The sequence below is a fragment of the Streptomyces sp. NPDC005435 genome, from assembly GCF_040703155.1.
Lineage (GTDB): Bacteria > Actinomycetota > Actinomycetes > Streptomycetales > Streptomycetaceae > Streptomyces.
In genome coordinates, this window is sequence record NZ_JBEXEQ010000004.1 from 300,556 (window position 1) to 312,135 (window position 11,580).

The following is an 11,580-nucleotide window of genomic DNA, read 5'->3' on the forward strand; positions in this document are numbered from 1 at the left end:
GACCGCCCTGGGCGGAACGCTCGGCACCGGCACCCTGGGCCGCCGCGCCGGAGCGCGCCGGAGCGCCGGACGACTGACCACCCTGGCCGGGAAGACCCGCACCACCGGTCTGGCCGCTCTGACCGGGACGGGAAGCGCCGCCGGACTGGGGCGCCTGTCCACCCTGGCCCGGACGACCCGCGCCACCAGCCTGCGGCGCCTGACCACCCTGGGCGGGACGACCCGCGCTGCCGGACTGCGGCGCCTGGCCACTCTGATGGGGACGGCCCGCGTCACCGGCCTGGCCGGTCTGGCCACCCTGGCCCGGACGACCCGCGCCACCCGCCTGGGACGCCTGCGCGCCCTGGCCCGGGCGGCCCGCGCCACCCGCCTGGGACGCCTGCGCGTCCAGGGCCGAACGAGCCGCGCCGCCGGACTGGGAGGTCTGGCCACCCTGGTCCGCCCGGCCGGCGCCGGAGCCCTGGCCCTGCGGGGCCTGACCGCCGCGTGCGCGGTCCGCGCCGCCGGCCTGAGCGCCCTGGCCGTCCCGGCCCGCGCCGCCACCCTGCGCCGCCGGACCACCCTGACCCGTACGACCGGCGCCGGAGCCCTGCGGAGCCTGGCCGCCGGAACGCGCACCGTCCGCACCGGGGGCCTGAGCACCCCGGCCCGCACGATCGGCACCGGTGGCCTGGCCACCCTGCGCCGTACCCGGGCCACCGGCCTGAGCGCCCTGCCCCGGACGCCCCGCACCGGAAGCCTGCCCCTGCGGAGCCTGACCACCCCGTGCACGGTCCGCACCGGAAGCCTGAGACTGAGCACCCTGGCCGTCCCGGCCCGAGCCACCCGCCCCGCCGCCCTGTATCGCCGGACCACCCTGGCCCGTACGACCGCCGCCGGAGCCCTGCGCAGCCTGGGCCCCCTGGCCCGAGCGGTCCGCGCCCGCAGGCTGACCCCCCTGCGCCGGACGCCCCGTACCGCCCTGCCCCGCACGACCGGCACCAGACACCTGACCGGGCTGACCACCCTGCCCCGGACGACCGCCACCAGACGTCTCACCCAGCTGGCCACCCTGCCCCGGGCGGCCGACGCCAGACGCGTGACCGGGCTGGCCACCCTCGCCCGGGCGGCCGACGCCAGACGCCTGCCCCGGCTGTCCACCCTGACCCGTGCGGCCGGCACCAGACGCGTGACCAGGCTGGCCACCCTGCCCGGGGCGGCCGCCGCCAGAGACCTGACCCGGCTGGCTGCCCGGACGGCCCTCCGCCCCGCCCCGCGGAGCGTCCCGCGGAGCGGATCGCGTGGGCGGCTCGGGGGGATCGGCCGGGCCCCCGGCGGTCCCGGGGGCCGGCTGCGCCTGGTGGCCCGGGGTTCCGGGCCCCTCAGCCGGCTGCGGGGTTCTGGACGCCCCGCCCTCGGTCGGCTGATGCGGCTGCTCGTCGCTCATCTCGTGCACGGACTCCTGTTTCGCGTCGTACGTTTCCGTACGCCTCGTACGCCTGATTGCGCCCCCAGTTTGAAGACTCTCGCACCTGGCGTTCCGTTCCCGGATTCAGGCACGCTTCCGGCACGGAAAATGCGTGGCCGGCCGCCGGGCCTCCGGACTAGGCTCCTGCGCTTCGGTGTCGAAGAGTCCAGGAGGTGGACCGACGTGAGCGCGGGACGGTTGTACGCGGCCGTCGCAGCGGGGGGATTCAGACGGTACGCGACCTACCGTGCCGCCACTGCGGCAGGGGTGTTCACCAACACGGTCTTCGGTCTCATCATCGTCTGCACCTACCGCGCCCTGTGGGACGTGCGCCCGCATCTCGGCGGTTACGACGAGACGCAGGCCGTGACCTATGTATGGCTGGGCCAGGCGCTGCTGTCGACGCTCGCGATCGGCGGCGGGGGCGTCGAGGAGGAGTTGATGGAACGCATCCGTACGGGTGATGTCGCGATCGACCTGTACCGGCCCGCGGATCTCCAACTGTGGTGGCTGGCGGCCGATCTGGGCCGGGCGTGCTTCCAGCTGCTGGGCCGCGGACTCGTGCCGTTCGTCCTGGGCACCCTGTGTTTTCCGGCCTATCTGCCCACGGACGCGGGCACGTGGCTCGCCTTCCTCGTGGCGATCGTGCTGGCGATGCTGGTGGGCTTCGGCATCCGCTACCTCGTCGCGCTGAGCGCGTTCTGGCTGCTCGACGGCGCCGGGGTGACTCAAATGGCCTGGCTGGCCGGGGTGTTCTGCTCGGGGATGCTGCTGCCGCTGAACGTGTTCCCGGGCGCGCTCGGCGAGATCGTCCGCGCGCTGCCGTGGTCCTCGCTGCTCCAGGCCCCGGCGGACGTGCTGCTGGGCCACGCGGACCCGCTGCGGACGTATCTCTTCCAGGGCGCCTGGGCGGTCGCGCTGCTCGGCGCGGGCCGGCTGCTGCAGTCGGTCGCGACGCGGCGGGTGGTGGTCCAGGGTGGCTGAGGACACGGTCGTACGGCTGCGGGAGGGCGTGCGCGCCTACCGGCTCGTGGCGGGCATGTGGCTGCGCTCCACGATGGCGTACCGCGCGTCGTTCGCGATGACCGCGTTCGGGAACTTCGCCGCGACCTCCTTCGACTTCGTGGCGATCATGCTGATGTTCTCGCGGGTGGGCCGGCTGGGCGGCTGGACGCTGCCCGAGGTGGCGTTCCTGTACGGCCTTTCGGGGCTGGCCTTCGGCCTGGCCGACCTGGCGATCGGCTCGATGGACCGGCTGGGCCGCCGGGTGCGCGACGGCACGCTGGACACCCTGCTCGTCCGCCCGGCGCCGGTCCTCGCGCAGGTGGCGGCGGACAAGTTCGCGCTGCGGCGCCTGGGCCGGGTGACGCAGGGCGCGCTGGTGCTCGGCTGGTCGCTGTCCCGGCTGGACGTGGACTGGACGGCGGCGAAGCTGCTCCTGCTGCCGCTGACCGTGGTGAGCGGGTTCGGGATCTTCTGCGCGGTGTTCGTGGCCGGGGCGGCGTTCCAGTTCGTGGCCCAGGACGCCTCGGAGGTGCAGAACGCGTTCACCTACGGCGGTACGACCCTGCTCCAGTACCCGCCGACGATCTTCGGCCGGGAGCTGGTGCGCGGGGTGACGTTCGTGCTGCCGCTGGCCTTCGTCAACTGGCTGCCCGCCTGTTACGTGCTGGGGCGCCCGTATCCGCTGCGTCTGCCGGAGTGGGTCGCGTTCGCGCCGCTGCCGGTCGCGGTGGTCTGCTGCGCGCTGGCGGGGCTGGCGTGGCGGGCGGGACTTCGTACGTATCGGAGCACAGGGAGCTAGCGGATGGCGGACGGCGATTTCATCGCGCTGGAGAAGGTCGAGAAGGTCTTCCAGGTGCGCAAGAAGACGGGCTTCCTCAAGCGGGAGCGGCGCGAGGTGCGGGCGGTGGACTCGATCTCGTTCACCGTGGCGCGCGGCGAGATGGTGGGGTACATCGGGCCGAACGGCGCCGGGAAGTCGACCACGATCAAGATGCTGACCGGCATCCTGACCCCGAGCGCGGGCCGGCTGCGGGTGGCCGGGATCGACCCCTCGCGGGAGCGGACGCGCCTCGCGCACCGGATCGGGGTGGTGTTCGGGCAGCGGACGACGCTGTGGTGGGACCTGCCGCTGATCGACTCCTACCGGCTGGCGCACCGCATGTACCGCATTCCCGACGCCCGTTACCGGGAGAACCTGGACCGCTGCGTCGAACTCCTCGAACTCCAGGACCTCCTGGACGTCCCGGTGCGGCAGCTCTCCCTGGGCCAGCGGATGCGCGGCGACATCGCGGCCGCCCTGCTGCACGACCCCGAGGTGCTGTACCTGGACGAGCCGACGATCGGCCTGGACGTGGTCTCGAAGGCCAAAGTCCGCGGCTTCCTCAAGGAGTTGAACACCGAGCGCGGCACGACCGTCCTGCTGACCACCCACGACCTCCAGGACATCGAGCAGCTGTGCTCACGGGTGATGGTGATCGACCACGGCCGGCTGATGTACGACGGCCCGCTGGCCGGACTGCACGAGGCCGCCGACGGCGAACGCACCCTGGTGGTGGACCTGGAGCGGGAGCTGCCGCCGGTGGAGGTGCCCTCGGCCCGGGTGGTCCGCGTGGAGGGGCCCCGGCAGTGGCTGGCGTTCCCGGCGGGGCAGTCCGCCGCGCCCCTGGTGGCCCATCTGGCGGCGGCCTACCCCCTGGTCGATCTCTCAGTGCGCGAACCCGACATCGAGTCGGTCATCGCCAAGATGTACGCGGAGAAGGCGGTCTCGTAGTCTGGCTGTCATGACCGACGACGCTGTTCCGGACCTTCGTTCTTCCGATGCCGTCCCGGATCTCAGGGCCTCCGACGCGGACCGTGAGCGGGTCGCCGAGGTGTTGCGGGACGCCCTGGCCGAAGGGCGCCTGGACATGCAGGAGTTCGAGGAGCGGCTGGAGGCGGCGTACACGGCGCGTACGTACGGTGAACTGGCCCCGCTGACCCGGGACCTCCCGGTGCCCGGGGTGGTGGCGCCGTCGCCGGTCTCGTTCGTCAAGGAGCCTGCTCCCGAGGGGAGTTGGGCGTCGCGGATCACCGGTGGCGAGGGGTCCTCGACGGGCGCGGTGGCGGTGCTGTCGGGCTTCCAGCGCAAGGGGCGCTGGACGATGCCGAAGAAGTTCACCTGCTTCGCGTTCATGGGCGGGGGCGAGATCGACCTGCGCGAGGCGTACTTCGCGGACCGCGAGGTCGAGATCAGCTGCATCGCGGTCATGGGCGGCATGGAGGTGACCGTGCCGCCGGGTGTCGAGGTCGTGGTGCGCGGCATCGGCGTGATGGGCGGCTTCGAGCATCCCGAGTGGGACGAGCCGGGCGAGCCCGGGGCGCCGCGCGTGATCATCAGCGGGTTCGCGTTCTGGGGCGGGGTCGGCGTCGAGCGCAAGGTGACCCGGGCCGAGCGGCTACGCCTGAAGGAACTGCGCCGTCAGGAGCGGGAGTTGCGCCGTCAGGAACGGCAGGACCGGCGCTGCGCCCGCCGCGAGGAGCAGCGGGAGCGCCACCGGGGCCGCTGAGCCCTCGCTTCAACGCGCTTACGGCGTGCAGACCTTGGTGAGTTCGCCCGCCGCGTCGGTGACGGGGGTGACGTCCGGGGTGGCGTCGCCGTTCTTGACGGCCTGACGGACGCCCGCGACGGCGCGGTCGAGGTGGTCGACGGCCTTGTTGACGTCGACGTCGTCGGTCTTGTCGCCGATCCGGTCGAGGTCCTTCTGGATGGCGTCCAGGGAGGCGTCGGCCTGGGCCGGGTCGTCGCCCGCGTTCTCCACGGCCTGCTGGAGGTCGGTGACGCTGTCCGCGACGGAGTCGGCGGTCTGCACGCAGTCCAGGGCCTTGTCCACGGCGCTGCAGCCGGTGGCGAGCCCGGCGCTGAGCGCTGCGGCCACCAATGCGGCGGCGATGGCGGTGGTACGGCGGCGGCCGGCGGCCATGTCGTGCTCCTCCCCTGATACGGCTGGCCGGACGCGCGGTCTTTCGGCCGCGCGCCCGTACCGTCACAGACGCCGTGGGACGGGCGGGGGTTGCCCGGGACGACCCGCTGTTTTGACCGGTGCTTTGCCTACGCGCCGAGGGTGGCTTCGAGTGCCGCCTGCTGAAGGAGGGTCAGCTCGTCGCAGCCGGTGACGGCGAGGTCGAGGAGGGCGTTGAGCTCGTCGCGGGCGAAGGGTTCGGCCTCGGCGGTGCCCTGGACCTCGACGAAGCGGCCGTCGCCGGTGCAGACCACGTTCATGTCGGTCTCGGCGCGCACGTCTTCCTCGTAGCAGAGGTCGAGCAGCGGGACGCCGCCGACGATGCCGACGGAGACGGCGCTGACGGTGCCGGTGAGCGGCTTGCGGCCGGGCTTGACGAGCTTCTTGGCCTGGGCCCAGGCGATCGCGTCGGCGAGGGCGACGTAGGCGCCGGTGATGGCGGCGGTGCGGGTGCCGCCGTCGGCCTGGAGGACGTCGCAGTCGAGGACGATGGTGTTCTCGCCGAGCGCCTTGTAGTCGATGACGGCACGCAGGGAGCGACCGATGAGGCGGGAGATCTCGTGGGTGCGGCCGCCGATCTTGCCGCGTACGGACTCGCGGTCGCCTCGGGTGTTGGTGGAGCGGGGCAGCATGGAGTACTCGGCGGTCACCCAGCCCTCGCCGCTGCCCTTGCGCCAGCGGGGGACGCCCTCGGTGACGCTGGCGGTGCAGAAGACCTTGGTGTCGCCGAAGGAGACGAGGACGGAGCCCTCGGCGTGCTTGCTCCAGCCGCGTTCGATGGTGACCGGGCGGAGCTGTTCGGGCGTGCGGCCGTCGATGCGAGACATGGGGACGACCCTATCGGGCGCGGGCGGGGTCTCCTTCCCCGCGGGCACGGCGAAGGGCTCCTTCCCGGTCGGGAGGGAAGGAGCCCCGCGCGCGTGAGCCGGTCGGCTCACATCATGTCTTCGATCTCCGCGGCGATCGGGTCGGCGTCGGTGCCGATGACGACCTGGATGGCGTTGCCCATCTTGACGACACCGTGGGCGCCCGCGGCCTTCAGGGCGGCGTCGTCGACCAGGGAGACGTTGTGGACCTCGGTCCGCAGACGGGTGATGCAGCCCTCGATCTCGTCGATGTTCTCGATGCCGCCGAGCCCGGCGACGATCTTCTCAGCCTTGGTGGCCATGTTCTTTCTCCCTGATCCGAACCGATCGGAACCGACCGGAACCGCTGCTGGTCCGCAGACTGGTCTACACCACGGTCGAGATCCGCGCCAAACCCCCCGGATCTCACGGGTTCCTTATATCGACGCCATCGTGCTAGAAACAGGTCTACACCACTGAGTGGTGTAGACCATCACCGATGGAGGACGTATGAGCACCGCCACCGCAGAGGCGGCCCCCGCAAAGAAGCGGGGATCAGGCCTGTTCCAGGGCCTGCAGAAGGTCGGCCGGAGCCTCCAGCTCCCGATCGCCGTACTGCCGGCGGCTGGTCTGCTGCTCCGCTTCGGGCAGCCCGACATTCACGACAAGCTGCATCTGCCCGCCAAGGTCACGGCGGTCTTCGCCACCGCGGGCGGCGCGATCTTCGACAACCTGCCCCTCCTCTTCTGCGTCGGCGTGGCCATCGGCTTCGCCAAGAAGGCGGACGGCTCCACCGCGCTCGCGGCGCTGGTCGGCTTCCTGGTGTACAGCAACGTCCTGAAGGCGTTCCCGGTCACCGAGGCGAAGATCCAGAAGGGCGCGGACATCGCCGCGACCTACAATAACCCCGGCGTTCTCGGCGGCGTCATCATGGGCCTGCTGGCCGCCGTGCTCTGGCAGCGCTACCACCGCAAGCGCCTGGTCGACTGGCTCGGCTTCTTCAACGGCCGCCGTCTGGTGCCGATCATCATGGCCTTCGTCGGCACCCTGATCGGTGTCGTGTTCGGTCTGATCTGGGAGCCGATCGGCAAGGGCATCTCCAGCTTCGGCGAGTGGATGACGGGCCTGGGCGCCTTCGGTGCCGGTCTGTTCGGCCTGGTCAACCGCGGTCTGATCCCGGTGGGCATGCACCAGTTCGTGAACGCGGTCGCCTGGCTGCAGCTCGGTGACTACAAGGAGGCGTCCGGCGACATCGTCCACGGCGACCTCACCCGCTTCTTCGCCGGTGACCCGACCGCCGGCCAGTTCATGTCGGGCTTCTTCCCGATCATGATGTTCGGTCTGCCGGCCGCCGCCATCGCCATCGCGCACTCCGCCCGCCCCGAGCGCCGCAAGGCCGTGATGGGCATGATGATCTCCCTCGCCCTCACCTCCTTCGTGACCGGCGTGACGGAGCCCATCGAGTTCTCCTTCATGTTCATCGCGCCGGTGCTCTACGCGATCCACGCGGTGCTGACCGCCCTCTCCATGGCCATCACCTGGGGCCTGGGCGTGCACGCGGGCTTCACCTTCTCCGCCGGTGTCACCGACTACCTGCTGAACTGGCACCTGGCCACCAAGCCCTGGCTGATCATCCCCATCGGCCTGGTGTTCGCCGCGGTCTACTACGTGGTCTTCCGCTTCGCGATCACCAAGTTCAACCTGCCGACCCCGGGCCGTGAGCCCGAGGAGGAGGTGGAGGACCTCACCAAGGCGTGAGTCCTCCCCCGTAATACGGCGAAGGCCCCGGAGACCGAATGGTCCCGGGGCCTTCGCCGTGTGGTGAGAGTCCGCTGCTACAGCTCGTACGTCATTCGCGGCACCGCCAGTTCCACCGGCCCCCCGTACGCCTCGCGGGCGTCCGCCAGGTTGACCTGGGGGTCGGTCCACGGGGGGATGTGGGTGAGGAGGAGGAGGCCGGCGTTCGCGCGGGTGGCCGTCTCGCCGGCCTCGCGGCCGTTGAGGTGGAGGTCGGGGATGTTCTCCTTGCCGTGGGTGAAGGCGGCCTCGCACAGGAAGAGGTCGGTGTCCCGGGCCAGCTCGTCCAGCGCGTCGCACACGCCGGTGTCGCCGGAGTACGTCAGGGACTTGCCCTCGTGCTCAATGCGGATCGCGTACGCCTCGACGGGATGCCGGACCCGCTCGGTGTGCACGGTGAACGGGCCGATCTCGAAGGTGGACGGCTTGACCGTGTGGAAGTCGAAGACCTCGCTCATGGAGGACGCGGACGGCGTGTCGGCGTAGGCGGTGGTCAGGCGGTGCTCGGTGCCCTCGGGGCCGTAGACCGGGATCGGCGCGCAGCGGCCGCCGTCGTGCCGGTAGTAGCGCGCGACGAAGTAGGCGCACATGTCGATGCAGTGGTCGGCGTGCAGATGGCTGAGGAAGATCGCGTCGAGGTCGTAGAGACCGATGTGGCGCTGCAACTCGCCGAGGGCGCCGTTGCCCATGTCGAGAAGCAGCCGGAAGCCGTCGGCCTCGACGAGGTAGCTCGAACAGGCCGATTCCGCGGACGGGAACGACCCCGAGCAGCCGACGACGGTGAGCTTCATGAAGCAGAAACCTCCGTTGGCGGGGGACGGATGGGCGGATTACGGAAGGGCGGGGCGTGCGGTCCGTCGAGCGTAAGGCGCGAAAGCACGGGTCGCTCCTCCGCCCGGCGCCGTTGTGGGCGAACTCACCTGCGGTGTCACCGGTTCGGCTGGATCGGGGGCGCGTTGGGATGCGCCAAGGGCGCGCGAGGCGTGGCGCGCGCCGGTAACGTCGTCTCCATGGACACGTCCTGGTGGCTCGCGCTCGCGGCCGTGGTGCTGCTCGCGCTCGTCGCCACGCTGGTGGACGGCTGGGGGCGCGGCCATCGCCCGCGCCGGCGGCGGCTGCGGCCACCCGGCCGGCCGAAGTCCCGGCCCGCGTCCCGCACCGGGCCCCGATCCCCGGACCGGGCACGGACTCTGACGGACCGTCCGCGACCGGGCGACATCTGGTGGGCGGACGTGCCCTACGAGGACCGCCCGGAGTCCAAGGACCGCCCCTGTCTGGTGCTGTCGGTGCGCGGGGACCGGGTCACGGTCGCGAAGATCACCAGCAAGTACCACGACCAGCGCGCCGGGGTCATCCCGCTGCCGCCCGGCTCGGTGGGCGACGCCCAGGGCCGCCCCAGCTTCCTGCGCACCGACGAGCTGCGCGAGGTGCGCGTGCGCGACTTCCGGCGCCGGGTGGGCGTCGTCGACCCGGCCCTGTGGGACCAGGTCCGCCACCTGGCGCGGTAGGACCCGTCCGGCGCACCCCGGGCGGAGGAACACGGCCATGCCCCCACCCTCGCGGAACTTGCCGTGACGCGCCTGGCGGCCGCGCCCGCTCCCGGCGGCTAGCCGATCCGCACCGTGACCAGGAACTCCTGGATGCCCTTGCACGAGACCTGCCCCGGCGCGGTCGGCTGGGCGCACAGCGGGCGGCTGGAGGTCAGCCGGACGGCGCCGGAGGCCACCGCGCGGTAGGCGACGCCGGCGTCACCGGGCCGGAGGACGATCCCGGCGTTGATCGCGGTCAGCGCGTGACCACTGGCCTTGACCGGCTCCCAGGGGCGGGACTTGCTGCCGTCCAGGGTGAGCCGCAGCTCGCCGCCCTTCTTGAGGCACAGGGTCTTCCCCGCGTCGGCGGAGGTCAGCCGCACCTGGTCCGAGCAGCCGGTGGAGCGCGAAGGCGCGGCGGACGGCTTCGCCGAGGCCGAGGGCGTGGTCTCGCCCCCGCAGCCCGCGAGCAGCAGGAGCAGGGCCGTCGCCGCGAGGGCGCGGGGCGTCGTACGGCGCATGGGGTCCGCCTCTCGGTCGTGGCCGGTGCCGCGGTGGCACCGCTGGTGGTGAGACGTACCACCGGCGCGATCGGCTCCCCGGGAACACACGCGTCCCGCGCGCGGACGGCTTCCGCGCGCGGGACGGGGGTGGCGGTGCGGTTCAGCTGGTGGTGACGGCGGTGTCGTCCACCACGAAGCTGGTCTGCTGGGAGGAGTCCTCGACGCCGCTGAACTTCACGGTGACCGTCTGGCCCGCGAAGGACGACAGGTCGAAGGTCTTCTGCGCGTACCCGGAGGCGGCGTTGACGTTCGAGTACGTCGCCAGGGTCGTCGAACCGGCGGTCACGGTCAGCTTGTCGTACGCGGTGCTGCCCGACTCGGCGGTGTCGATGTGCAGGTAGAAGGTGAGGCTCGCCTTGCAGCCGGCCGGGATCGTCACCGACTGGGACAGCGTGTCGGTGTGCGAGGAGCCGTAGCCGTCGAGCCAGGCCTTGTACGAACCGGCGTGCGCGGCCTCGCCGCTGTCGTTGTTGATGACCCCGCTGCTGGCGGTCCAGGTGGTGTTGCCGGACTCGAAGCCGGGGTTGCCGAGCAGCTGCGCCGGGGTGCAGGTGCCGCCGCCCCCGCCGCCGCTGGAGCCGCCGGAGGTGAAGGCGGCCGTGCCGTTGGGGGTGCCCCAGCCGGTCGGGCCGTCGTAGCCGGCGCGCGCGGTGCAGAAGTACGAGGTGGAGCAGGAGCCGTTGTTGCCGCTGGTCACGTCGTTGAGGTTCGCGGTGTGGCTGTAGGGGTACTGCGCCGGGTAGTCCGAGGCGCCCGGGGTGCCCGCCAGCGCGTAGACACCGGCGATGATCGGGGCGGAGGCGCTGGTGCCGCCGTAGACCGCCCAGCCGGAGCCGCCGTAGGTGTCGTAGACGGCGACGCCGGTGGCCGGGTCGGCGACGGCGGAGACGTCGGACTCCATGCGCTTGGCGCAGCCGGTGTCGGTCTGCCAGGTGGGCTTGGGGTCGTAGGCGGAGCAGCCGGAGCCGGTGCCCTCGGTGGAGCTGGTGTGCCAGACGGACTCGCTCCAGCCGCGGGAGTTGGACGCGGTGGTGAGCGCGGTGCCGCCGACGGCGGTCACGTACTGCGAGGTCGCCGGGTACTCGGCGCCGTAGGCCTCGTCACCGGCGGAGACGGTGATGGCGACGCCGGGGTGCTTGAAGTACTGGGTGTCCTCGGTGGTCTGGGAGGACGCCTCGGAGCCGCCCCAGCTGTTGGAGACGAACTTGGCGCCGAGCGCGACGGCCTCGTTCTCGGCCTTGCCGAGGTCGGTGTCGTTGGCGGAGCTGGCCTCGACCAGGGTGATGTTGCAGTTGGGGCAGACCGCGCTGACCATGTCGATGTCCAGCGCCTCCTCACCCGCCCAGCCCTTGTCGTTGGTGGGCAGCGAGGTGGTGGAGCCGGTCTGGGAGACCT

The 11,580-nt window shown here is 72.0% G+C and carries 12 protein-coding genes; 6 read left to right on the plus strand and 6 right to left on the minus strand.

All coding sequences use genetic code 11. The features are described from left to right. Nucleotides 1-1,630 precede the first annotated feature (1,630 nt). From AB0898_RS07715 to AB0898_RS07730, 4 genes are read left to right on the plus strand one after another with little or no spacing between them, the layout of a single operon-like run. Nucleotides 1,631-2,431: an ABC-2 family transporter protein gene (locus tag AB0898_RS07715; RefSeq protein ID WP_366801934.1), complete on the plus strand. Its 801-nt coding sequence runs from the start codon at nt 1,631-1,633 to the stop codon at nt 2,429-2,431. Next, nucleotides 2,424-3,251: an ABC transporter permease gene (locus AB0898_RS07720; RefSeq protein WP_366801911.1), complete on the plus strand. Its 828-nt coding sequence runs from the start codon at nt 2,424-2,426 to the stop codon at nt 3,249-3,251. The genes AB0898_RS07715 and AB0898_RS07720 overlap by 8 nt, the downstream gene beginning before the upstream one ends. A 3-nt stretch (nt 3,252-3,254) precedes the next feature. Next, entirely contained in the window at nt 3,255-4,223 is a 969-nt protein-coding gene (locus tag AB0898_RS07725; RefSeq protein WP_366801912.1) for an ATP-binding cassette domain-containing protein, read from the plus strand. Nucleotides 4,224-4,233: 10 nt separating this feature from the next. After that, nucleotides 4,234-4,998 (plus strand): DUF1707 domain-containing protein, encoded by a 765-nt coding sequence (locus tag AB0898_RS07730; protein WP_366801913.1) that lies wholly within the window; start codon nt 4,234-4,236, stop codon nt 4,996-4,998. A gap of 18 nt (nt 4,999-5,016) precedes the next feature. On the opposite strand, the gene AB0898_RS07735 is transcribed toward AB0898_RS07730, so the two are convergent. The 3 genes from AB0898_RS07735 to AB0898_RS07745 all read right to left on the minus strand — a co-directional run bounded on the left by AB0898_RS07735 (nt 5,017) and on the right by AB0898_RS07745 (nt 6,619). Then, nucleotides 5,017-5,412, minus strand: a complete 396-nt coding sequence (locus AB0898_RS07735) for a hypothetical protein (RefSeq protein WP_366801914.1) — start codon at nt 5,410-5,412, stop codon at nt 5,017-5,019. A 128-nt stretch (nt 5,413-5,540) separates the two neighbouring features. Continuing rightward, on the minus strand, nt 5,541-6,278 hold the full coding sequence (rph, locus tag AB0898_RS07740; RefSeq protein WP_366801915.1) for a ribonuclease PH: 738 nt from the start codon (nt 6,276-6,278) through the stop codon (nt 5,541-5,543). A 107-nt stretch (nt 6,279-6,385) separates the two neighbouring features. Beyond that, nucleotides 6,386-6,619, minus strand: coding sequence for a PTS glucose/sucrose transporter subunit IIB (locus tag AB0898_RS07745; RefSeq protein WP_366801917.1), 234 nt, complete (start codon nt 6,617-6,619; stop codon nt 6,386-6,388). Between the two features lie 187 nt (nt 6,620-6,806). On the opposite strand from AB0898_RS07745, the gene AB0898_RS07750 reads away from it, so the two are divergent. Next, entirely contained in the window at nt 6,807-8,054 is a 1,248-nt protein-coding gene (locus tag AB0898_RS07750) for a PTS transporter subunit EIIC (protein ID WP_366801918.1), read from the plus strand. A gap of 77 nt (nt 8,055-8,131) precedes the next feature. Here AB0898_RS07750 and AB0898_RS07755 read toward each other — a convergent pair whose 3' ends face one another. Next, on the minus strand, nt 8,132-8,884 hold the full coding sequence (locus AB0898_RS07755) for an MBL fold metallo-hydrolase (protein WP_366801919.1): 753 nt from the start codon (nt 8,882-8,884) through the stop codon (nt 8,132-8,134). Between the two features lie 219 nt (nt 8,885-9,103). Here AB0898_RS07755 and AB0898_RS07760 point away from each other — a divergent pair, with 219 nt between their 5' ends. Beyond that, on the plus strand, nt 9,104-9,601 hold the full coding sequence (locus tag AB0898_RS07760; protein WP_366801920.1) for a type II toxin-antitoxin system PemK/MazF family toxin: 498 nt from the start codon (nt 9,104-9,106) through the stop codon (nt 9,599-9,601). A gap of 98 nt (nt 9,602-9,699) precedes the next feature. Here the strand turns inward: AB0898_RS07760 and AB0898_RS07765 are convergent, their stop codons facing one another. Both AB0898_RS07765 and AB0898_RS07770 read right to left on the minus strand, forming a co-directional pair. After that, the gene (locus AB0898_RS07765; RefSeq protein WP_366801921.1) at nt 9,700-10,143 is read right to left on the minus strand and encodes a hypothetical protein; all 444 of its coding nucleotides are present in this window, start codon (nt 10,141-10,143) and stop codon (nt 9,700-9,702) included. A gap of 142 nt (nt 10,144-10,285) precedes the next feature. Next, nucleotides 10,286-11,580, minus strand: a 1,295-nt coding sequence (locus AB0898_RS07770) for a hypothetical protein (RefSeq protein ID WP_366801922.1), incomplete at its 5' end; no start/stop codon positions are given.